The organism is Pseudomonas sp. MYb2 (assembly GCF_002979955.1).
Taxonomy (GTDB): domain Bacteria; phylum Pseudomonadota; class Gammaproteobacteria; order Pseudomonadales; family Pseudomonadaceae; genus Aquipseudomonas.
This window is the reverse complement of record NZ_PCQC01000024.1, coordinates 1-22774: the sequence shown is the minus strand read 5'-3', so window position 1 is coordinate 22774 and position 22774 is coordinate 1. Positions and strand designations below refer to the sequence as shown.

Below are 22774 nucleotides of genomic sequence, written 5' to 3'. Positions count from 1 at the left end.
CCTAGAACTCCAGTTCGGCGCTGAAGTACATCACCCGGCGCTCGTCGTAGTTGTTGTCGACGAAGGTAGTCGGCTCATGGTCGAGACGTTGTTGCAACACGCCGGCCAATTGCAGCTGAGCCTTGCCCAGCGGGATGCGTTTGGCGATGCGCGTGTCGACCCGTTCGAAGCGGTAGCCATTGAGCGCGTTGTCACCATAATAGAAGAGGGCGCTGTTCCAGCCGTGCCCCCAGTCGCGCAGCCAGCCGGCGGAACCGCTGTTGCGCGAAGTGAATTGCTGATCGAGCGGATTGCTCGCCTCGGCATCGACAAAAGCGTAAGTGAAACGCAAGCGGTCGGCCCTGCTCACACGCCAGTCGAGCTGGGTTTCGGTACCGCGAAAACGTGAGCTGTTGGCGTTGCTGGCGATGTACTGATTGTTGCGTAATGGCTCGCTGATCATCCCGGTGATTTCGTCGTAGAACAGCTTTACGTCGAGTGCCAGACCCAGTTCGGCGAAATAGCCGTTGTAGCCCAGTTCACGCGAGCGCATGTGTTCCTGATCGAGATCGCCCGGGCCGCGCGTCTTGACGAAGTAGCGCGCCGAAGACTGTCCGTAGGCCGAGGGCCGCAGGTTGTTGACCTGATAGCTCCAGTTCACATTGTTCTCGAACATGTCCGGCGAGCGGATTGCTTCCGAGTACACCGCGCGCAAGCCGTGGCGCGGATTGATCAGATAATTGACGGCAAAGCGCGGCGTCAGCGAACTGCCGATCAGTTGCGTGTCTTCGAACATCGCGCCGCCCTGCAACAACCAGTGCTCAGTGGCGCGCCATTCCAGTTGGCCGAACGCACGCCAGGTGGTGTCGTCCAGCGTGCCATTGAAGTAGGTTTCGGAATCGGCGCGGTCGTAACGATAGTTCATGCCGCTGACCAGACGCAGGCTGTCGGACAGGCTGAGGGTGTCCTGCAATTCGAGGTCGTAGCGCGATTCGCGGGCGCTCTGGTCGATGTCGCCGCACAAGGTCTGGCTGGCGCCATTGCGCCATTGATCCAGCACCCGATTGGCCAGAGCCATTTCCTGCGGTGTGCCCGGTGCTGCGCCGGGGCCGGTGAAACGGGTGATGTTGCGCGCCAGGCGTTCGGTGTAATTGGGGTTGAGTTGCCACAGTTGCGTCAACTCGGGGCTGAATGACACCTCGGCATCGCAGGCGCGCCAGGTTTGCTGGCGATCCCAGTGTTGCGCCGAGCCTTGTATATAAAGGCTGTGTTCGGGATTGATGTCGAGGTTCCAGCGCACCGAACCGGCGTAATCCTTGGCGACTACGTCAGAATTGTTCCCGGCGGCGGTAATCCCGGAGAACACCGGCCGATAGGTGTAGGGCCGCTGGTTGGTGCCGTCTTTGGCGTTGACCTGCCAGTCGAGACTCTGGTTATCACTGAGGGTGTGGCTGACCGCAAGACTGAAACGGTTCAAGCGGCGGCTGTCACGGTAATCGGCGCCGCTGCGATCGCTGTCGAAGCCGTCATCTTCCTGACCGGACAGCGACAGGCGCAGATCGCCGCCATTCCAGCCGGTGCCCTGGCTGGCATAGAAATCATTGATGCCACGCTGGCCGCGGGTATATTTCAGACGCGTTCCATGGCTATCCGCCGGGTTGCGCGTGATGATATTGACCACCGCCATCAGCGCGTTGGCGCCATAACTGACGGTGTTCGGGCCGCGAAAGACTTCGATGCGCTCGATGTCCTCCATGGCCACGGGGATGTCACTCCAGTCCACCGTGGCCAGACCTGCGCGGTACACCGAACGGCCGTCGATCAGCACCTGCATGCGCCGCGCTTCGGTGGCATTGGTGCCGTGGTAATTGACCGCCGCCTGATTGCCGCTGATGTTGCCGACCATCATCCCAGGCACCAGGCGCAGCAGTTCGCTGATGTCACGGGCACCGCTGGCGTTGATCAATTCGCTGTCGAGTACGGTCATGCTCCCCGGCACTTCTGCCGGTGTCTGTTTCAGGCGCGTGGCCGTCAGCACCTGTGGCAGTGCCTGGTTGTCCATGAACAGGTCGTCCGCCAGCACTAGCGGGCTGAACAACAGCGCCAGCAACAGGGGCGAACGGGGAGGGCGAGGAGCGAAAAACACGACGCAGCCTTGATCGTAAAGATTTGGCGCGCATGTTAACCGAGCACCGTGACTTTTCCATTCACGTTAGTAGCATTTTCCTAGGTTTTATTGGTCTTCTTCCTACAAGTGTCGGTAATTGTTGCTGGGGCTGGCCGCGACCGGGCTGCCCCGTATAATGCCGCCATCGCCACTGGTATGGATTAACGGATTGCATATGACTGAACAGCGCCCGATTGCGGTCCTGGGAGGCGGAAGTTTCGGTACCGCCGTGGCCAACCTTTTGGCCGAGAACGGCCATCAAGTCCGGCAGTGGATGCGTGACCCCGAGCAGGCCGAGGCCATCCGGGTCAATCGCGAAAACCCGCGTTACCTCAAAGGCATCAAGATTCTGCCGGGCGTGACCGCCGTCACCGACCTGCAGGAAACCCTCGACGCCTGTGATTTGTGCTTTGTCGCACTGCCGTCCAGCGCGCTGCGCACGGTGCTCGCGGCCCACGCCGAGCGCTTGAGCGGCAAGATGCTGGTCAGCCTGACCAAGGGCATCGAGGCCCAGACCTTCAAACTGATGAGCCAGATTCTCGAAGAGATCGCCCCGCAGGCGCGCATCGGCGTGTTGTCCGGGCCGAATCTGGCGCGCGAGATTGCCGAGCACGCGCTGACTGCCACGGTGGTCGCCAGTGAGGACGAAGAACTCTGCAAGCAGGTGCAAGCCGCGTTGCATGGTCGTACTTTCCGCGTCTACGCCAGTGCTGATCGCTTCGGCGTCGAGCTGGGCGGGGCGTTGAAAAACGTTTACGCGATCATTGCCGGCATGGCGGTCGCGCTGGAAATGGGTGAGAACACCAAGAGCATGCTGATCACCCGCGCACTGGCGGAGATGACCCGCTTTGCGGTGAATCAGGGCGCCAACCCGATGACCTTCCTCGGTCTGGCCGGTGTCGGCGATCTGATCGTCACCTGTTCGTCGCCGAAGAGTCGTAACTATCAGGTCGGTTTCGCGCTGGGTCAGGGCTTGAGCCTCGACGAAGCGGTGTCGCGCCTCGGAGAAGTCGCCGAAGGCGTCAACACCCTCAAAGTGCTCAAGGCCAAATCCCAGGAGGTCGGCGTGTACATGCCGCTGGTCGCCGGGCTGCATGCGATCCTGTTCGAAGGACGCACGCTGGAGCAGGTGATCGGTCTATTGATGCGAGCCGAGCCAAAAACCGACGTCGACTTTATTTCCACCAGTGGTTTCAACTGAGTGAGCCGGGAGCAGCAAGCCATGAACGATCCGAAAACCGAAGCCAAGTACGAATCCATCCTCCTGCGGGTGCTGTGGATGATCGTCTACGTGCTGGTCTGGCAAGTGGCGCAGTTCATCCTCGGCGCGGTGGTGCTGGTGCAACTGATCTATCGTTTGATCTATGGCGCACCGAGCGCCAGCCTGATGAACTTCGGCGACAGCCTGAGCCAGTTTCTGGCGCAGATCGGCCGCTTCGGCAGTTTCCACAGCGACCAGAAACCCTGGCCTTTCGCCGACTGGCCAGCGCCGCGTACCCCGGAAGGTGAAGCGCCGCACGCCGTGCCGCCGACACCGCATCCGGTTCGAGATGAGGAACCCAAGCTATGAAACTCTGGGTATTGCGTCACGGTGAGGCCGTGCCTTACGGCTCGTGCCCCGATTCCGAACGGGAGTTGACCGAGCACGGTCGCAAAGAAGCCTTGAGCAGCGCTGCCCATTTGATTGGCCAGCCGCTTACTGCGATCTACGCCAGCCCTTATCTGCGGGCGCAGCAGACTGCACAGATTGTGCGCGAAGCGCTCGGGTTCGAACCGGAGATTCGCACGGTCGAGTGGCTGACTCCGGAGGTCGACCCGGACAAGGTTACCGATCAACTGGTGTCGGTAAGCAACGTGCTGCTGGTCAGCCACAACCCGCTGGTGGGCAATTTGCTGAGCTATCTGCAGCATGGCGCCGGACATCCTCCGGAGCGGGTCAGCACCGCCGATCTGGCTGAGCTGGAAAGCCCGGAGTTGCTGATCGGCTCGATGACCCTTAACAGCCTCAAACACCCGTGAAGTTGTAAACACCGACCCCTGTAGGAGTGAGCCTGCTCGCGATAGCGGTCTATCAGTCGCTATTTATGTCGACCGACAGACCGCTATCGCGAGCAGGATCACTCCTACAGGTACCGCGTACACCATGAAATTATTTGTTTGAATTTTCCAACCAAGCACTTGCTTGGTTGACTACGCTTGCTCCAGACCAAAATCACAGGAGCGAGTCGCATGTCTGCCGCATTCCGATTGCCGCTGGACGTGTTTTATGAACGTGAAGCCCGGCATCCGCGCCAGCGCTTTCTGGTGCAGCCCACTGGCGGCGGGCAGGTCGAGACCCTGACCTGGGCCGACGTCGGCCATCAGGCCCGCTGCGCCGCGCACTGGTTGCGTGCCCGTGAGTTGCCGCACGGCAGCCACATCGCCCTGATCTCGAAAAACTGCGCACACTGGATCATCGCTGACCTCGCTATCTGGATGGCCGGGCACGTTTCTGTTCCGCTCTATCCCAATCTCACCGCCGACTCCGTAGCGCAGGTGCTCAATCATTCGGAAAGCGTCCTGGCGTTCATCGGCAAACTCGATGACTGGCCGGGCATGGCCAAAGGCGTGCCGGCCGATTTGCCGACCATCAGCCTGCCGCTGCATCCACCTGGCGAATTCGATTTCAACTGGGCAGACCTGCAACGCAGTTCGCCGATCCAGGACGATCCGCGTCCTGCCGCCGAGCAACTGGCAACCATCATCTACACCTCCGGCACCACCGGCCTGCCCAAAGGCGTGATGCACAGTTTCGCCAATCTCGGCTTCGCCACCACGCGCGGCACGCAGCTGTTCGGCCTCAATGAGAATGATCGGCTGCTGTCGTACCTGCCGCTGTGTCATGTCGCCGAGCGCATGTTCGTTGAATTGGCCTCGATCTATACCGGGCAGACGGTTTTCTTCGCCGAGAGCCTCGATACGTTCATCACCGATTTGCAGCGCGCACGGCCGACCGCGATGTTCGGCGTGCCGCGAATCTGGACCAAATTCCAGATGGGCGTGTACGGCAAGATTCCGGCGAAACGCCTGGATTTCCTGCTCGGCCTGCCGTTCATCGGCAAGCGGGTCGGGCACAAAGTCCTCGCCGGGCTGGGGCTGGACGCCTTGCGCGTGGCGTTGTCCGGTGCGGCGCCGGTACCGCAGACCCTGCTCGCCTGGTATCAGAAACTCGGTCTCGACGTGCTTGAGGTCTATGGCATGACCGAGGGTTGCGGTTACTCGCACATCTGTCTGCCAGGGCAATACAAACAAGGCTGGATCGGTAAACCGTGCCCGGATGTCGAAGTGCGCATCGATGAGTTGGGTGAAGTGCAGGTGCGCAGTCAGGCGAACATGCTCGGCTATTTCAAGGAACCGCAGAAAACCGCCGAAACGATCACCGAGGACGGCTTCCTGCGTACCGGTGACAAGGGCGAGCAGGATGCCGAAGGGCGTCTGCGCCTGACCGGGCGACTCAAGGAAATCTTCAAGACCAGCAAGGGCAAATACGTCGCTCCAGCGCCGATCGAAAACCGTTTGGCCGTGCATTCACGGATCGAGCAAGTGTGCGTGGTCGGCGATGGCCTGAGCGCGCCACTGGGGTTGTGCGTGCTGTCGACGGTCAATCAGGAAGAGGGCCGGGCCAGCCTGCATTCGAGTCTGGAAAGACTCCTGGAAGAGGTCAATGCGGTGCTCGACAAGCACGAACGCTTGCGCCGCCTGGTGGTGGTCAAGGACAGCTGGGCGGTGGAGAACGGCTTTCTTACGCCGACGCTGAAGATCAAGCGCAACGTCATCGAAGACACCTATGGCGCGCGTTTCGAAGAATGGAGCGAGCGCAGCGAGGCGGTGCTGTGGCAGGATTGAGCGACCACTACAACAACAAAGGAAGTCTGCGATGAGCTTGTGGCGTACTACTCCCGACATCGAGCAGTTGAACGCGATCCAGAAAAATACCATCGGCGAAGTGCTCGACATCCGCTTCGAAGCGTTCGACGAAGAATCGCTGACTGCAAGCATGGTCATCGACCATCGCACGCACCAGCCTTACGGCTTGCTGCATGGCGGCGCGTCGGTGGTGCTGGCGGAGTCCGTGGGTTCGATGGCCAGCTACCTGTGCATCGACGCCAGCAAGTTCTATTGCGTGGGGCTGGAAATCAACGCCAACCATTTGCGCGGCTTGCGCAGTGGCCGGGTGACTGCGGTGGCCAAGCCGATTCACATTGGCCGCACCACCCATGTGTGGGATATCCGTTTGACCAGTGACGAAGGCAAGGCCAGTTGTGTGTCACGGCTGACCATGGCGGTGGTGCCTTTGGGTGAGCAGCCACCCTCACCCTAACCCTCTCCCAGAGGGAGAGGGGACTGACCGAGTGGGTTGTTCGAAGTACATCGACCTGAGATACCGAGTCGAATACAAATTCGCAATAGTATGGAGATCGGCTCCCTTTCCCCCTCGCCCCCCTGGGGGAGAGGGTTGGGGTGAGGGGGTAGCGATCCGGCTGACTCACCATAGCCCTGACCGGACTGTCATCATTCCTGGCAGTTACGGTCATTGCTGTAAGGCACGGTCTTACGGACAATCAACACCACGTTTCCCGCTCATGGATTTTCCGGTATGTCGCAACCGATCTTTTTCGCCCACGCCAACGGGTTTCCCTCGGGCACCTATGGCAAGTTGTTCGCGGCGCTGGCGCCCGAGTACCGGGTCGCGCATCTGGAGCTGCACGCCCATGACCCGCGTTTCCCGGCGGATGACAACTGGTACAACCTGGTTGACGAGCTGATCCACCATTTGCAGCAGCAGGATCAACCGGTATGGGGTGTCGGCCATTCTTTCGGCGGTGTTTTGCACCTGCACGCGGCGCTGCGTTGCCCTGAGCTGTATCGCGGCGTGGTGATGCTCGACTCGCCAGTGCTGACCCGCACCGATCAGTGGGTGATCCGTGCCGCCAAGCGCTTGGGTTTCATCGACAAACTGACACCGGCGGGGCGCACATTGGGCCGACGTGAAGAGTTCGCCGATCTCGACAGTGCGCGCAGCTATTTCGCCGGTAAAACGCTGTTCCGGGGCTTCGACCCGGAATGCTTCGATGCCTATCTGCAATACGGCTTGCACCAGGTCGGCGACAAGCTGCGCCTGCGTTTCGACCCCGCCACTGAAATCAGCATCTATCGTGGTGTGCCGCACACCAGCCCCGGTCGCACCCGGCAGTTACAGGTGCCACTGGCGGTGGTGCGCGGGCACAAGAGCCGCGTGGTCATGCGTCATCACACCCGCTTCGTTTCGCGCCTGGCACAAGGCGAGGCGCTGAGCATGCCCGGCGGGCACATGTTCCCGCTGGAGCGTCCGCAAGACACTGCGCGGTTGTTGAAGAACCTGTTTACCCGTTGGGAAAACCGTCAGGACAAGGATTGCGCATGAGCCCGACCTTCGAAGAAGTGCGCCTGAGCCTGCCGCATATCGAGCTGGCGGCGCATTTGTTCGGTCCCGAGGACGGTTTGCCGATCATTGCGCTGCACGGCTGGCTCGACAACGCCAACAGCTTCGCGCGGCTGGCGCCGAAGCTCAAAGGTTTACGCATCATTGCCCTGGATATGGCCGGGCATGGGCATTCCGGGCATCGACCGAACGGCGCCGGTTATGCGCTGTGGGACTACGCCCATGACGTGCTGCAAGTCGCCGAACAACTGGGCTGGAAGCGTTTCGGCCTGCTCGGGCATTCGATGGGGGCCATCGTTTCCATGGTATTGGCGGGATCGTTGCCGGAGCGTATCAGCCATCTGGCGTTGATCGACGGCGTCATTCCTCCTACAGACAAAGGCGAAAACGCAGCCGAGCGCATGGGCATGGCCTTACAGGCGCAACTGGATCTGCGTGAGAAACGCAAACCGGTCTACAACACCCTCGACCGCGCCATCGAAGCGCGCATGAAGGGGCTGGTCGCGGTCAGTCGTGAGGCGGCTGAACTGTTGGCGCAGCGCGGATTGATGCCGGTGCCGGGCGGCTACACCTGGCGCACGGATAATCGCCTGACTTTGCCGTCGCCGCTGCGCCTGACCCAGGAGCAGGCAATGGCTTTCGCCCTGCGCGTCAGTTGCCCGGCGCATTTGGTGGTTGCCGCTGATGGCATGCTGGCCAAACACTCCGAACTGCTGGAGCGGCTACCCTTTAGCCAGGAACAGCTGCCGGGCGGGCACCATCTGCACTTGAACGACGAGCCAGGCGCGGGTCTTGTCGCAGACTGTTTCAATCGGTTCTTCGCCATTCCTTGACTTGCCGTGGGCAACTGTCGAGGCTGGGCGGGTTGAAATGGGAGACAACCACGATGGATCTTTATACCGCTGCGACCCCGAATCACACAGTCACTCCGATCCGATGAGCCTGACTATGCGGTCACTCAGTCTGTTGGCACTGTGCTGTTTCAGTTCCGTTTCTTTCGCTGCCGACGTGCCGGGCAGTCACGATCTGCAGATCGTGCCACGGCTGGCCGATGCGCAAATCGTCGACTATCGCCCGCCGGCCGAGCTGGAGCGCATCTATCCGTTGGGCTCTATCCGCAAGATCAGCGGCCAGTTACGTTTCGACGGCCAGGTCACCGCCCGTGGCCAAATCACTTCGGTGACCTACGAGTTACCGCCCGAACATTCCGCCACCGAAGCCTTTACCGCTGCCCGCGAAGCCTTGCAGGAGCAGGACGCCGAGTTGCTGTTCTGGTGCCAGGCCCGTGATTGTGGTGAAAGCAGCCTGTGGGCCAACGAGGTATTCGGCAACTCCAAGTTGTACGGTGCTGACGAGCAGCAAGCGTATCTGCTGTTGCGACTGGCAGCGCCGCGAGACAACACGCTGGTGGCGCTGTACAGCATCACTCGCGGCAATCGCAAAGCCTATCTGCATGTTGAACAGTTCGAAGCAATTGCGCCGCTGGGCGAGTTGCTGCCGACCTCGGCGACCCTGTTGCGTCAACTCAAAAGCACCGGCGAACTGGATTTCCCCGATCGAGTCGATGATCCGGATGACACCTGGCTGCGCCTGATCTCCCGTGGCCTGAACCTCGACACGACATTGCGCGTCACGGTATCCGGGCCCAAGGCCGAGGCCTGGCGTCAGGCCCTGATCAATCAGGGCGTGCGCGCTGCGCGGATGGAAACCGGCACTGTCGAGGGTAAAGGCCTGCGCATCGACCTGTTGCGATAAGCTGTGGCGAGCGAGCACGCACGGCGTGTTCGCCTACTCTTGGCCTGACTGACTTTTTCGAGACCTTACATGCTCAATAACGATCGCCTGCTGGTGCAGATCCTGCTGCTGGTGTTGTTTGGTGCCAGCTTCTGGGTGATGGCGCCGTTCTGGTCGGCGCTGTTCTGGGGCGCGGTGCTGGCGTTCGCCAGTTGGCCACTGATGCGCCTGCTGACCCGTTTGCTCAAGGGACGCGAGGCTTTGGCTGCGGCGATTTTGACCCTCGGCTGGATGTTGCTGGTGGCGGCGCCGCTGGTCTGGCTGGGGTTCAACCTGGCCGATCATGTGCGCGATGCCACGGCGTTTATCAAGGACGTGCAGGTTGATGGCCTGCCGGAGGCGCCGGTATGGCTGGCTACTGTGCCGTTTGTGGGTGAACGGCTCGTCGGCCTCTGGAACAGCATCGATCAGCAGGGCGCGGCATTGATGGTGTCGATCAAGCCGTATCTGGGTCAGGTCGGCAACTGGTTGCTGGCGCGCAGTGCGCAGATTGGCGGCGGGATTCTCGAGCTGACGCTGAGCATTGTCTTTGTGTTCTTTTTCTACCGCGACGGCCCGCGACTGGCGGCGTTTGTGCACAGTCTGCTGGAGCGCCTGATCGGTGATCGCGCCGGCTATTACATCGAACTGGTCGCCGGTACGGTGCAGCGGGTGGTTAACGGCGTAATCGGGACGGCGGCGGCGCAGGCGATTCTGGCGTTGATCGGGTTTTTGATTGCCGGCGTTCCCGGGGCTCTGGTGCTCGGGATTGTGACGTTTTTGCTGAGTCTGATTCCGATGGGGCCGCCGTTGGTGTGGGTGCCGGCGACGGCTTGGCTGGCGTGGAAGGGTGAGTACGGGATGGCGGTGTTTCTCGGGATATGGGGAACATTCATCATCAGTGGCGTGGACAACGTGCTCAAGCCGTATCTGATCAGCCGAGGCGGCAATTTGCCGTTGGTGATTGTGTTGCTTGGGGTGTTTGGCGGGTTGATTGCGTTTGGGTTTATCGGGTTGTTTATCGGGCCTACGTTGTTGGCGGTGGCTTACAGTTTGTTGACGGATTGGAGTAAGAGTCAGTCTCGGGTTGAGGATCGGCGGTAGCTGTTTTGGGTTTTGGGTTTTGGGTTTGGGTGTATATCCATTGCTGCGGTAACGGCGGCTTAGGGTTCCGCCCTTACGGCGGGTCACCTTTTCCAAACGCCGAAAAGGTAACCGAAAAGGCTTGCTCCTGCGTGCGGCCCGCTCGCTGGGGCTCGGGGTTCCTTCGCTCCGGGATCAATCCGGGCGCAGCGCCTACGGTTTGCTGCGCTGCACCTCCTCTCGCTGTGTTTGGCTTCGCCAAACGGTCGCTGCGCTCCCACCCCCGGATCAATCCCTCCGCTCAGCCTTCCGACGTCGCCCGTGGATCAAGATCAAGATCAAGAGCAGGCGAGCTGACACTCGGCCTATTGAGTGGTGAAGAGCGTGGGGTGTTTGGCGTTTGATTTGCGTTCAACGCGGTATCGCACGTCGGCGTACCTCTCCCAAACACCTCGGTCAGTCCCCTCTCCCTTTGGGAGAGGGCTAGGGTGAGGGGCTTTTGATCTGTTTCAGAATCTGAGTTCGACTCGGTGTTTCACGTCGGTTTACCTCTCCCAAACACCTCGGTCAGTCCCCTCTCCCTCTGGGAGAGGGTTAGGGTGAGGGGCTTTTGATCTGTTTCAGAGTCTGAGTTCGACTCGGTATTTCACGTCGGTGTACCTCTCCCAAACACCCCGATCAGTCCCCTCTCCCTCTGGGAGAGGGTTAGGGTGGGGGGCTTTTGATCTGTTTCAGAATCTGAGTTCGACTCGGTATTTCACGTCGGTGTACCTCTCCCAAACACCCCGATCAGTCCCCTCTCCCTATGGGAGAGGGCTAGGGTGAGGGGCTTTTGATCTGTTTCAGAATCTGAGTTCGACTCGGTGTTTCACGTCGGTGTACCTCTCCCAAACACCCCGATCAGTCCCCTCTCCCTATGGGAGAGGGTTAGCGTGAGGGGCGTCGACTCAAGTCGCCACATTCAAATACTTGCCCACCGACGCAGTGTTTTCCAGCGAGTACTGCTTGCTCAAATTGGCAATCATGCGATTCAGCGCTTCTGCCGTGCTCTGGGTCGATGCCGTCTGTTCTTCGTCCGGTCGTTCATGCCCGGCCTGTAAAGCCGCTTTCAGCTCATCACTGCTCACGTCACCACTGCTGTCGCTATCGAGCACTTTGAGTAGCGCTGCGCTGGTGTCGGTGCTGGTCGATGAGGTGCTGTTGCTGGTCTGCACAGCGCTGCTTAATTCCGTGGCCGTCACGCTGCCATCGCCATCCGCATCGAGCTGGCTGAACAGTTCGTCGCTGTTGATTTGTGGTGGCGGTGGTGGCGGTGGGGTCAGGCTGGCGGTTAGTTCGTCCTGGCTGACGGTGCCGTCCTTGTTCTTGTCGAGGGCGGAGAAGAGTTCGTTGCTGTCGGCGGTACTGCCGGCGCTGGTCAGGCCGCTGCTCAGTTCGTCGCTGCTGATGGCGCCGTCGCCGTCGATGTCGAGGGCGCTGATCAGGGCGTCGGCGAGGTCGGTGTTCGGTGCTTGATCCTGTGGCGGCGGGGGCGGCGCCATGGCGGTCATTTCTTCGGCGCTGAGGCTACCGCTGTCGTCGCTGTCGAGATCACTGAACTGCTTGCTCAGGTTGACCAGCAGGCCGTCGTCGGACTTCTGCGACAGGGCGCTTTTCAGTTCGTCCTGATCCACTGCGCCGTCGCCGTTACTGTCGAGCTTGGCGAACAGTTCTTTTTGCAGTTGCTGGCTGCGCGAATTTTGCGTGGCGGTGCTGCTGGTGCTGGTATAGCTCGTGTAGTTGCTGACGCTACCGATCATCGGGCTCACTCCCTGGAATCGCAAACCGGCGGGTGTACCGGCTTATGCAGGGTCAGGGTGCGAGTTGTCCGGGGTATGTGGGGTTTGTACCGGACGGTACACACGGCAGAATGAACACCGCCAAACCCTGTGGGAGCGAGCCTGCTCGCGAAGAGGCCAGTACATCCAAAAAAGATGTTGGATCAGATGACGCCTTCGCGAGCGGGTTCGCTCCCACAGTGAGTCGGTGGCGTTCTCAGGGGCGTGGCAGGCGAATGATGGCGGTAAGGCCGCCGCCCGGGGTTTCTTCAAGATTGAGCTGGCCGCCCAGACGCTGCGCCGCCTCGCGAGCAATGGTCATCCCTAGCCCCACACCGCCGGAATTGCGATTGCGCGAACCTTCCAGCCGATAGAACGGTTCAAACACGGCTTCGCGTTTGTCGGCGGCGATTCCCGGGCCGTGGTCGATCACGCGAATCAGCAATTGCTCGCGCTGATCCTGCAATTCGATTTGCGCCTGCCCGGCATAGCGCAAGGCGTTATCCATCAGATTGTTGATGCACGAGCGCAGTGCCATCGGCTGCACGGGCAAGGGCGTGCAATGGCCGCTGACCTGCACGTCGGCGCCCTGATCCTGCGCATTCTCCGCCAGCGATTCGACCAGTGCCTGCACATCCATCATTTGCAGCGCTTCGCTGGTGCGCTGTTCATGCAGGTAGGTGAGCGTGGCGTCGAGCATGCCGATCATGTCGTCGAGGTCCTGACGCATCTGGCCCTGCAGTCGTTCATCGCTGATGTTTTCCAGGCGCAGTTTCAGACGTGACAGCGGTGTGCGCAGGTCGTGGGAAACCGCGCCGAGCATGCGCGCGCGTTGCTGCACCTGCTCGCGAATGCGTTGCTGCATCAGGTTGAAGGTGTGCGCCGCTTGCCGTGCTTCGCGCGGGCCGGACTCGTCCAGTGGCGGGCTGTCGAGGTCTTCGCTGAGGCGCTCAGCGGCGTCGCTCAGACGCTGGATCGGCCGACTGAGCAGTTTGGCGCCGTACCACGCCGCGATCATCAGCGTGATGAATTGAAAGGTCAGTGGCACCACCGGGCCACCGAACCAGGGGCGCGGTGGCCGCTGCGCATAGCGTGGATCCGGCATGGGCCGTTGCCCTTCGACACCCTGGGAAAACTCTGGCGGCGGTGGTGGCGGTGGCGGGCCGTAGAGGCGGAACCAGGTGAACGCCAGCAAGTGCGCCAGGACAATCGCCACGAACAGCACGCCAAACAGACGGCCGAACAGCGTGTCGAAGCGCGCTCGCATCAGCCGATGTCCCGTGCGTCGAACAGGTATCCCTCACCGCGTACGGTTTTGATCAACTGCGGGGCTTTCGGGTCGTCGCCGAGCTTCTGGCGCAGGCGCGAGACCAGCAGATCGATGCTGCGGTCAAATGCTTCGATTGAACGGCCGCGCGCGGCATCGAGCAGTTGTTCGCGACTGAGCACTCGGCGCGGGCGTTCGATAAAGACCCAGAGCAGGCGGAATTCGGCGTTGGACAGCGGCACCACCAGGCCGTTGTCGGCGATCAACTGGCGCAGAACGCTGTTCAGGCGCCAGTTGTCGAAACGAATGTTGGCCCGTTGCTCGGTACGATCATCGCGCACCCGACGCAGAATGGTCTGAATGCGCGCCACCAGTTCGCGCGGCTCGAAGGGTTTGGCCATGTAGTCATCGGCGCCCAGTTCCAGGCCGATGATGCGGTCGGTCGGTTCGCAACGGGCGGTGAGCATCAGGATCGGGATGTCCGATTCGGCGCGCAGCCAGCGGCACAGCGACAAGCCGTCTTCGCCGGGCAGCATCAGGTCCAGCACGACAACATCGAAATGCTCGGCGAGCAGCGCCTGACGCATCGCCGCGCCGTCGGTGACGCCGCTGGCGTGGATGTTGAAGCGGGCGAGGTAATCGATCATCAGCTCGCGAATCGGCACGTCGTCGTCGACGATCAGCGCGCGGATGCTCCAGCGCTTGTCGTCTTTTGGCTCATCCGTCGCGGTCGTTTGGGTGTTGTGCATGGGGCTGTTCATCTGCCAGTAGGCCGCCAACCACAAAGATGGGCTGCGAGGTTGTGGTTTCAGCATAGGCGTCCTGCCGTGAGGCGGGAAGTGCTGATGTAAGGGCGTGTTGCGGCTGGCGAGGCTAGCGCGGGCGCGTGTTGGCGGCATGTCGGTTGTGTATCGGAGTCGACACAATAGCAGCGGACGCTATGCTGATCACGGTCAGCGCGACGATTTACCGATCATCGGGTGCCGCGCCGCCGCCGGTTCCGCTACAATGCGCGCCGATTTCGACCTGCCTGAGAGCCCATTCATGTCCGCCTGCCAGACTCCTATCATCGTCGCCCTGGATTTCCCCACCCGTGACGCCGCACTGAAGCTGGCCGACCAGTTGGACCCGAAACTGTGCCGGGTCAAAGTGGGCAAGGAACTCTTCACCAGTTGCGCCGCGGAAATCGTCGGCACCCTGCGTGACAAGGGTTTCGAAGTATTCCTCGACCTGAAATTCCACGACATTCCCAACACCACCGCGATGGCCGTGAAAGCCGCTGCCGAGATGGGCGTGTGGATGGTCAACGTGCATTGCTCGGGTGGTATGCGCATGATGGCCGCCTGCCGTGAAGTGCTGGACAAGCGCAGTGGCCCGCAGCCATTGCTGATCGGCGTCACCGTACTGACCTCGATGGAGCGTGAAGACCTCGCCGGTATCGGTCTGGACATCGAACCGCAAGAGCAAGTGCTGCGTCTGGCCGCATTGGCCGAGAAGGCTGGCATGGACGGCCTGGTGTGCTCGGCGCTGGAAGCCACTGCACTGAAAACCGCACACCCATCGCTGCAACTGGTGACCCCGGGGATTCGTCCGGCGGGCAGTGCGCAGGACGATCAGCGCCGCATTCTGACCCCGCGTCAGGCACTGGATGCCGGTTCCGATTATCTGGTGATCGGCCGTCCGATCAGCCAGGCGACGGATCCGGCCAAGGCATTGGCTTCGGTTGTAGCCGAAATCGCCTGATCAGACACCGCGAAACCCTGTAGGAGTGAGCCTGCTCGCGATAGCGGTGTGTCAAACAACGTTAATGTTGACTGACACACCGCTATCGCGAGCAGGGCTCACTCCTACGTTTGTTTTGTGGTGATTTTAGATTTTCAACACCAACTTGCCGAAATTCTCGCCGCTGAACAGTTTCATCAGCGTCTCTGGAAAGGTCTCCAGGCCTTCGACGATGTCTTCCTTGCTCTTGAGTTGCCCCTTGGCCATCCATCCGGCCATTTCCTGCGCGGCGCTGGCGTATTGCGCGGCATAGTCCATCACCACAAAGCCTTCCATCCGCGCACGATTGACCAGCAGCGACAGGTAGTTGGCGGGGCCTTTGACCGCTTCCTTGTTGTTGTACTGGCTGATCGCGCCGCAGATCACCACACGCGCCTTCATGTTCAAGCGACTCAGCACTGCGTCGAGAATGTCACCGCCGACGTTATCGAAATACACGTCGACGCCTTTCGGGCATTCGCGCTTGAGGCCGGCAATCACATCTTCGTTCTTGTAGTCGATGGCGCCGTCGAAGCCCAGCTCATCAATGAGAAATTTGCACTTGTCGGCACCGCCGGCGATTCCCACCACGCGGCAGCCTTTGATCTTGGCGATCTGCCCGGCAATGCTGCCTACCGCACCTGCCGCGCCTGAAAGCACAACGGTATCGCCAGCCTTCGGCGCGCCGACATCCAGCAGGGCGAAGTAAGCGGTCATGCCGGTCATGCCCAGCGCGGACAGATACACCGGCAGCGGCGCCAGTTTCGGATCGACTTTGTAGAAACCTCTGGGTTCGCCGAGGAAATAATCCTGCACGCCAATGGCACCGTTGACGTAGTCCCCGACGGCAAACCCTGGGTTGTTCGAGGCGACGACTTTGCCTACGCCCAGTGCGCGCATGACCTCGCCGATTCCAACCGGCGGGATGTAGGACTTGCCCTCGTTCATCCAGCCACGCATGGCCGGGTCGAGCGACAGGTATTCGTTCTTGACCAGAATCTGTCCCGCCGCCGGTTCGCCGACCGGTATTTCCTGATAGGTGAAGGTCTCGCGGGTCGCGGCGCCCACCGGGCGTTTGGCGAGCAGGAACTGGCGATTGGTCTGGGAGGTCATGGCAGGCACTCGAATTGAATGAAGCCTTGTTGATAGACCTTCAGCGCCGATCTCGCAAGGTTGGCTGACGCGGCGAATGCACGCCGATCCAGTGCAGTGATGATCACCCGCACAGTTTTATCACTGCGATGCATGGCCACATAAACAGCCATTGGATAGTGCTGACGCGTGGCCGGCCTCAATGGCTATGCTGCGATGCCACACATCCCCTGCATCTATCCCTTCGAGGACACAACAATGAGCATGACGTTTTCCGGTCAGGTTGCCGTAGTCACCGGCGCGGCCAACGGTATCGGTCGTGCGACCGCGCAGGCGTTCGCTGCCGAAGGCCTGAAAGTGGTGGTCGCCGACCTGGACGCGGCAGGGGGCGAGGGCACGGTCGCGCTGATTCGTACAGCCGGTGGCGAAGCGAGCTTTGTGCGTTGCAACGTGACCATCGAAAGCGAAGTGAAAAATCTGATGGACGAGGTCATCAATACCTACGGCCGTCTGGACTATGCCTTCAACAATGCCGGCATCGAAATTGAAAAAGGCAAACTGGCCGACGGCTCGATGGATGAGTTCGACGCAATCATGGGGGTCAACGTCAAAGGCGTCTGGATGTGCATGAAGTATCAACTACCGCTGTTGCTGGCGCAGGGCGGCGGAGCGATCGTCAACACCGCCTCGGTGGCAGGGCTGGGCGCGGCGCCGAAGATGAGCATCTATGCGGCGTCGAAGCATGCGGTGATTGGTCTGACCAAATCGGCCGCCATCGAATACGCGAAGAAGAAAATCCGCGTCAACGCGGTGTGTCCGGCGGTGATCGATACCGACATGTTTCGTCGCGCTTATGAGGCCGATCCGAAAAAGGCTGAGTTCGCCAACGCCATGCACCCGGTCGGCCGCATCGGCAAAGTCGAGGAAATCGCCAGTGCCGTGTTGTACCTGTGCAGCGACGGTGCGGCATTCACCACTGGCCACTCGCTGGCTGTGGATGGCGGTGTCACCGCATTCTGAACAGAGCGCAGGAAAGACAGCCCGCATTCGTTGCGGGCTTTTTTGTGGATCACGTTCAGTTCCGTGAAGCCCCTTAAACAATGTGTATCAAATGGTTAGAACGGTCGCTTTTGGCGGCGTTGTCGCACAGCCTGTCCGGCGCGGCTGTGATTTACTGCCGCCAGCAAAACGGACAGGAGTTTGCGTGCTCATGGAATTGAGAATTGACCGACAGGCAATGGTGCCAGTCGTACAGCAGATTGTTGACGGAGTGATCGACTGGATCGTGCGAAGTGATGTGCCACCTGCCACACGGTTGCCTTCAGTACAGCAAATCGCACGCAGCAATTTGCTCAGTCAGTCATGCGTGGTTCAGGCTTGTGATCGACTCGTGGCACAAGGCGTTCTGGCGCCGCGCCAAGGTTCGGGATTCATGGTGGCAGCAGCGCCTCGCCGTGCGATAAATACGCCTGTACCGGCGAGTATCGATCGGCTTCGGCCAGAGGCGGGAAGTGTTTGCGGTTTACCGGGCACGTTGAATCTCGGCGATGGCGGGTTACCTGAAAACTGGCGTGAGTCTGATGACTTGAGCTATGCGATAGGTCAGGTCGCTCGCACCGACATGAGCAGTCTGTTCAACTACAGCACGCCACTGGGGCTGCCGGCGCTGCGCGAACAGATCGTCAAACGCCTGAAAATGATCAATGTTCAGGCTGGCGCCGCGCAGATAATGACCACCTGCGGTGCGACTCAAGCCCTTGACCTGATTGTGCGCGCCCTGCTGAAGGCTGGCGATTACGTGGTGGTCGAGAACCCGGGACATGTGCAGCTGTTCGATCTTTTGCGATTGCACGGCGTGCACTTGCTCGAAGTTCGTCGCACCCCGAACGGGCCTGACATCGACGCGCTGGCGCGCGTGCTGGAGCAGTTCCGGCCAGTGGCAATGTTTATCAACAGTCATCATCACAATCCCACCGGCTCCTGTTTGAGTCCGACCGTAGCCCGGCAGGTCCTGCAGCTGTGCAATGCCGGTGATGTGCGCGTGATCGAAGATGATGTCTACGCCGATTTGCATAACGGCAATGGCACACGGTTGGCGGCACTTGATCAACGAGTGATTTACGTCGGCAGTTTCTCAAAAACCCTGAGCAGCTCATTGCGGGTGGGCTTCGTTTTCGCCGATCTTGAGCTGATCGCACGGCTTGCGCGGATCAAGATGATCAGCAGTGCGGGGTCTTCAGGCTTTAATGAGGCGGTACTGGCTCGTCTCCTGGCCAGTGGCGCCTATCGCAAGCTGGTGCATCGTCAGCGTCAGCGCTTGAGTGTCGACCGTGCAGCCGCGTTGCAAGTACTGGAAGACGCCGAGTGGGAAGTGTTCGGAAAACCGTGCGGTGGCTTGTTCATCTGGGCGCGTTCGCCATCTGCCGATCCTGCCCGATTGCGTCGACAGGCGCTGGGCAGTGGTGTATCGCTTGCCGCGTCGGGAGCATTCAGTCCCGGTGGCGAGGTGTGCGAGTGGCAGCGTATCAACGTCGCATACGCCTGCGACCCCCGTGCACGGCAGTTTTTCCGCAGCACCCGCGTGGATCGACCTCAAGCGTTCTGAAAACGACGCGGGCGTAGCTTTTTGCCATTATTCCGACGCCAGAGACTTGTGCCGGTCCATGGCCATTGCGAATCTTCGTCCACACACTTTGGCAAGGGGCTTCGCGCAATGATTTCGGCCGTGCAAGGACGTTTTGCCAACCTCGGTATGGCGAAAAAACTGGGTGTCGGGTTTGTGCTCGTACTGCTGTTGACCGCGCTGGTGGCAGCAATGGGTGTCTGGTCCCTGCAAACCATCAGTCAGCGTTTCAATGGGCTCAAGCAGATGTCTTCGCTCAACAGTGGCCTGCTCAACGTACGCCTGCTGGAGCAGGAATACGCTTTGCGCAGCAATCCGAAAACCGCCGATGCCTTGCGCGAAGGTGTTGTTGCTCTTATTGCCCTGGCCAACCAGCTCAAGGCGCAGTCGCCGGCGAATGTACCGGTGATGAGTGATGTCGAACAGTCGCTTGATGCCTATCGCAAGGCGTTCGACGAGTTTGTCTCGTTGACCCAGGCCAAGGATCTCGCGCTGGAAATGGCCAGTTGGTCGGTGTCCAGCGTGGCCAACAACCTCGATGTGTTGCAGGCCGGACTGGCCGATGATGGCGCCTATACCTTGAAAGACACCGAGGGCAAGGACGGTGCGCAGTTTATCGAGCAGGCCAGTCAGGTCAGCCAGGTATCACGCTTGATGTTGCAGGCCATGAACGAAGCACGGATTCGTCTCGATCAGAGTCGCAAGGGCGATGCCGACAGTGCCGGCAAGGGCAGTATCGAGCAGGCCGCGCAGGCGCAGGCGCAAGCCGAAGAGCTGAAGTCCACGGTCAAGGATGAGGGGTATCTGACGGTGCTCAATGAGGTGTCCGGGCACATCGCCGGGTTCAACGACAAGCTGGCCGAATACACCGGGTTGCTGGCGCAGGAAAAAACCGTTTACGAACAATTGCACCAGCGTGCCGCGCAAGTGATGGAGCGGGTGGATCAGGCGTATGTCGCTGAAGATGGCGCGATGCAGGCGGAACTGAAGAAGAATTCATTGCTGATTATCGGCTCTTCGGCATTGGCACTGGTGGTCGGGTTGATCGCAGCCTGGGTGATAACCCGGCTGATTGTTTCGCCGTTGCGCAGCGTGATTCAGGTGGCCCAGCAGATTGCCGCCGGTGATTTGAGCGCGACGATTGGCGTGACGCGCCGGGATGAAATCGGCCAGTTGATGTTGGCGATGCAGCAGATGGGCGCAGGACTGAGCACGATTGTCAGCGGCTTGCAGGCCGGCATCGAGCAATTGGCCAGTTCTGCGCAGTCGCTGTCGACGGTGACCGAGCAGACCAATCTTGAAGTCAGCAGTCAGAAGGAGGAAACCGAACAGGTTGCCACCGCGATGAACCAGATGACGGCGACTGTTCACGATGTCGCGCGTAATGCCGAAGAGGCCGCGTTGGCGGCGCAGACGGCGGATGACAAAGTCGAGACGGGTCAGCAGGTAGTGCGTCAGAGCATGGCGCGCATTGAGCAGTTGGCGGACTCGGCGACTTCTGCGAGTACCAGCATCGAGAGTCTCAGTGCCGAGATTCAGAATATCGGCACGGTACTCGAGGTGATCAAGAGTGTTGCCGAGCAGACCAATCTGCTGGCGCTCAACGCGGCAATCGAAGCGGCGCGCGCCGGTGAGCAGGGCAGGGGCTTTGCGGTGGTGGCCGATGAGGTTCGCGCGCTTGCACGGCGTACACAGCAATCGACCGAGGAGATCGAGCGGTTGGTCAGCGCCTTGCGGGCGGCGGCGCATGCTTCGGTGCAGCAGATTCAGAGCAGTGGTGAGTTGGTGAAGCTTGCGGTCAGTGATGCACTGCAGACGGAAAGTGCATTGGGGAGTATTGCGGCAGCGGTTTCATTGATACAGCAGATGAATCAACAGATTGCGGCGGCAGCGGAGGAACAGAGTTCGGTGGCAGAGGAGATCAATCGCAGTGTGACGAGCATTCGTGCCAGTGCGGATCAGTCATCGATGGCGATGCGCGGGAATGCGGCTTCCAGTGTTGAGCTGGCGCAGTTGGGGAGTGAGTTGCGCGGGATGGTTGGGCATTTTCGGCTTTGACGCTTTGACGCTTTGACGCTTTGGGCTTGGCGGCCTTTGGGCCGACCATGCTCTTGGGGTTTTGGGTGAGTGTCCGGTTCTGCGGTTGCTGCGGCTGGCGGTTTCGCCCTTACGGCGAGTCACCCTGCTGGCGATGGCGGTCGTCCATTCACCCGATCCTCATCGGTCACCCACAAAAAAGCCACCTCGGCGGTGGCTTCTTTTCCTGCATCGACGATCAGTCGTAGATCACTTTTTTCTTCCAGTCTGCATCCGCTTCGACGTCTTTGAGGCCGGCGGTGAGTTGGTTTTCTTCGCCTTCGACCGGGGCGATTTTGTCCATGACCTGGGCGTTGGCGCGAGCGAGCAGTTTTTCCAGGTATTGCAGTTGTTCTGCATACATCTGTGGATCCTGCTGTTTGCGCAGGTATTGCACGCCGCGTTCGAAGGCGAGGCGAGCCTGGCCGGGCTGGTTTTGTTGCAGGGACTGTTGGCCGAGGTTGTTGAAGAACTCGATGTGCAGCAACACCAGGATGTGGCGCACTTCACGAACCCAGTGTTTGGCTTCGTTTGGTGGCAGAAAGCCGTCGTGGGCGGCGCGGGTGATTTGGCCGTGGAGGGCTTCGAGGAGGAAGCGTACGTCCTTGGCCTTGGCTTCGGTCATGATCGGTGCTGGTGGGTTGTTGACCGGGATCGACTCGCCCTGGGCGACCAGTCCACTCAGTTCGGTGATGCGTGCCTTGGTAGTGGCGCTGGTTTTTTCCAGGCTCAACAGGCGCTGGCAAACGTTGAGTTCCAGGCGCGTCAGCAGCAGCTTCAAGGCCGGGGTCATGAATTGACCGGGGAAAGTTTCGGTCAGTTCGCCGCAACGACGCAGGCGGTCGTTGAGTTCGACTTTGGTGCGGGCCTTCTCCAGTTTGTTGTTTTCCACCACATGGTTCATGTAGCCAATGGCGATCAGAATTGCGATCCCGGCTACGACTAGCAGGGTGATCATGAGTGGTGTCACCGGTAAGACCTCTTTATAGGGTTCGCATGCGAGTGTAGTGGCTGGGCATTTAACCGCCTAGCGCCGCTCGACTGGTTGGTTCGGCAGGTTCAATCTGTATCGGCCGCGCGCTGCTTATATGAATGCTGGCGCTGCGGGTTCAGATTGCCATCACTGTGCGGTGGACTATAACGTCTTGGCGAGTGGCGGAATATAGGCGTCAATCGTCGGACGACGGAAAAGCCGGATTGCAGCTGCAAAGCAGGTCGAAGTCATTGATTTAAATAAATTTATATCAAGGGGTTGACGACCTCTCAATCCATCCATAGAATGCGCGCCACTTGCAGCGTAAAGCACACAGCGAAGCGCGGCAGGAAGTGAATGTTGTAGTGTGTCCCCTTCGTCTAGTGGCCTAGGACACCGCCCTTTCACGGCGGTAACAGGGGTTCGAGTCCCCTAGGGGACGCCAATGCGGGAATAGCTCAGTTGGTAGAGCACGACCTTGCCAAGGTCGGGGTCGCGAGTTCGAGTCTCGTTTCCCGCTCCAATTTTAAACAGCACTGCTTTCGGGCGGGGCTGAGTGAAACCAGAACCAAGTCTTCGGATACGGATCTGGACACCGAAACACACACCATGTGTTCCGGGTAGCGTGTCCCCTTCGTCTAGTGGCCTAGGACACCGCCCTTTCACGGCGGTAACAGGGGTTCGAGTCCCCTAGGGGACGCC

19 protein-coding genes, 3 tRNA genes and 1 pseudogene are annotated in these 22774 nt (G+C 60.2%); 17 read left to right on the top strand and 6 right to left on the bottom strand.

The window, feature by feature from the left end; genetic code table 11:
• Position 1 precedes the first annotated feature (1 nt).
• A complete protein-coding gene (locus CQ009_RS26770) occupies positions 2-2125 on the bottom strand; it encodes a TonB-dependent siderophore receptor (RefSeq protein WP_105709205.1) in 2124 nt (707 codons plus the stop codon).
• A 196-nt stretch (positions 2126-2321) separates the two neighbouring features.
• On the opposite strand from CQ009_RS26770, the gene CQ009_RS26765 reads away from it, so the two are divergent.
• The 9 genes from CQ009_RS26765 to CQ009_RS26725 all read left to right on the top strand — a co-directional run bounded on the left by CQ009_RS26765 (position 2322) and on the right by CQ009_RS26725 (position 10484).
• On the top strand, positions 2322-3347 hold the full coding sequence (locus CQ009_RS26765; protein ID WP_064391581.1) for an NAD(P)H-dependent glycerol-3-phosphate dehydrogenase: 1026 nt from the start codon (positions 2322-2324) through the stop codon (positions 3345-3347).
• 21 nt (positions 3348-3368) lie between these two features.
• A complete protein-coding gene (locus CQ009_RS26760; RefSeq protein ID WP_105709204.1) occupies positions 3369-3716 on the top strand; it encodes a DUF4389 domain-containing protein in 348 nt (115 codons plus the stop codon).
• Entirely contained in the window at positions 3713-4165 is a 453-nt protein-coding gene (gene sixA, locus CQ009_RS26755; protein WP_064391578.1) for a phosphohistidine phosphatase SixA, read from the top strand. Before CQ009_RS26760 ends, sixA begins: the two co-directional genes overlap by 4 nt.
• A gap of 210 nt (positions 4166-4375) precedes the next feature.
• Complete coding sequence (locus CQ009_RS26750; protein ID WP_105709203.1) at positions 4376-6031, top strand: AMP-binding protein; 1656 nt, start codon at positions 4376-4378, stop codon at positions 6029-6031.
• A 31-nt stretch (positions 6032-6062) separates the two neighbouring features.
• On the top strand, positions 6063-6506 hold the full coding sequence (locus CQ009_RS26745; protein WP_064391574.1) for a hotdog fold thioesterase: 444 nt from the start codon (positions 6063-6065) through the stop codon (positions 6504-6506).
• A 276-nt stretch (positions 6507-6782) separates the two neighbouring features.
• Positions 6783-7589 (top strand): alpha/beta fold hydrolase, encoded by an 807-nt coding sequence (locus CQ009_RS26740; RefSeq protein ID WP_105709202.1) that lies wholly within the window; start codon positions 6783-6785, stop codon positions 7587-7589.
• Positions 7586-8440, top strand: a complete 855-nt coding sequence (locus CQ009_RS26735; RefSeq protein ID WP_064391570.1) for an alpha/beta hydrolase — start codon at positions 7586-7588, stop codon at positions 8438-8440. The genes CQ009_RS26740 and CQ009_RS26735 overlap by 4 nt, the downstream gene beginning before the upstream one ends.
• A gap of 115 nt (positions 8441-8555) precedes the next feature.
• Entirely contained in the window at positions 8556-9362 is an 807-nt protein-coding gene (locus CQ009_RS26730) for a DUF4892 domain-containing protein (protein WP_064391568.1), read from the top strand.
• A 69-nt stretch (positions 9363-9431) separates the two neighbouring features.
• Positions 9432-10484 (top strand): AI-2E family transporter, encoded by a 1053-nt coding sequence (locus tag CQ009_RS26725; RefSeq protein ID WP_064391566.1) that lies wholly within the window; start codon positions 9432-9434, stop codon positions 10482-10484.
• Between the two features lie 926 nt (positions 10485-11410).
• On the opposite strand, the gene xopAW is transcribed toward CQ009_RS26725, so the two are convergent.
• The 3 genes from xopAW to CQ009_RS26710 form a co-directional block, all read right to left on the bottom strand.
• Positions 11411-12262: a XopAW family type III secretion system calcium-binding effector gene (gene xopAW / locus CQ009_RS26720; RefSeq protein WP_105709201.1), complete on the bottom strand. Its 852-nt coding sequence runs from the start codon at positions 12260-12262 to the stop codon at positions 11411-11413.
• A 235-nt stretch (positions 12263-12497) separates the two neighbouring features.
• Positions 12498-13547, bottom strand: coding sequence for a cell wall metabolism sensor histidine kinase WalK (locus CQ009_RS26715; protein WP_064391561.1), 1050 nt, complete (start codon positions 13545-13547; stop codon positions 12498-12500).
• Entirely contained in the window at positions 13547-14308 is a 762-nt protein-coding gene (locus tag CQ009_RS26710; RefSeq protein ID WP_105709229.1) for a response regulator, read from the bottom strand. Before CQ009_RS26710 ends, CQ009_RS26715 begins: the two co-directional genes overlap by 1 nt.
• Before the next feature lie 283 nt (positions 14309-14591).
• On the opposite strand from CQ009_RS26710, the gene pyrF reads away from it, so the two are divergent.
• Positions 14592-15290 carry an orotidine-5'-phosphate decarboxylase gene (gene pyrF, locus CQ009_RS26705; RefSeq protein ID WP_161806667.1) on the top strand — a complete coding sequence of 233 codons (699 nt, stop codon included), beginning with the start codon at positions 14592-14594 and terminating at the stop codon, positions 15288-15290.
• Positions 15291-15416: 126 nt separating this feature from the next.
• Here the strand turns inward: pyrF and CQ009_RS26700 are convergent, their stop codons facing one another.
• The gene (locus CQ009_RS26700; protein WP_064391557.1) at positions 15417-16421 is read right to left on the bottom strand and encodes an NADP-dependent oxidoreductase; all 1005 of its coding nucleotides are present in this window, start codon (positions 16419-16421) and stop codon (positions 15417-15419) included.
• 237 nt (positions 16422-16658) lie between these two features.
• Between CQ009_RS26700 and CQ009_RS26695 the strand changes: the two genes are divergently transcribed.
• From CQ009_RS26695 to CQ009_RS30555, 4 genes and pseudogenes are all read left to right on the top strand, one after another.
• Entirely contained in the window at positions 16659-17420 is a 762-nt protein-coding gene (locus CQ009_RS26695) for an SDR family oxidoreductase (protein WP_105709200.1), read from the top strand.
• A gap of 190 nt (positions 17421-17610) precedes the next feature.
• Complete coding sequence (locus tag CQ009_RS26690) at positions 17611-19005, top strand: PLP-dependent aminotransferase family protein (protein ID WP_064391554.1); 1395 nt, start codon at positions 17611-17613, stop codon at positions 19003-19005.
• A gap of 108 nt (positions 19006-19113) precedes the next feature.
• Positions 19114-20220 (top strand): annotated as a pseudogene (locus CQ009_RS30560) (HAMP domain-containing protein); the annotation flags it as partial.
• Positions 20200-21081, top strand: coding sequence for a methyl-accepting chemotaxis protein (locus CQ009_RS30555; RefSeq protein WP_371920187.1), 882 nt, complete (start codon positions 20200-20202; stop codon positions 21079-21081). The pseudogene CQ009_RS30560 and the gene CQ009_RS30555, both read left to right, overlap by 21 nt.
• 217 nt (positions 21082-21298) lie before the next feature.
• Here the strand turns inward: CQ009_RS30555 and CQ009_RS26680 are convergent, their stop codons facing one another.
• Positions 21299-22057, bottom strand: a complete 759-nt coding sequence (locus CQ009_RS26680) for a hypothetical protein (RefSeq protein WP_064391550.1) — start codon at positions 22055-22057, stop codon at positions 21299-21301.
• A gap of 384 nt (positions 22058-22441) precedes the next feature.
• On the opposite strand from CQ009_RS26680, the gene CQ009_RS26675 reads away from it, so the two are divergent.
• From CQ009_RS26675 to CQ009_RS26665, 3 genes are all read left to right on the top strand, one after another.
• A tRNA-Glu gene (locus CQ009_RS26675) sits at positions 22442-22517 on the top strand.
• A gap of 2 nt (positions 22518-22519) precedes the next feature.
• Positions 22520-22595: transfer RNA gene (locus CQ009_RS26670), tRNA-Gly, on the top strand.
• A 104-nt stretch (positions 22596-22699) separates the two neighbouring features.
• Positions 22700-22772 (top strand) — tRNA-Glu (locus CQ009_RS26665).
• Positions 22773-22774: the final 2 nt, after the last annotated feature.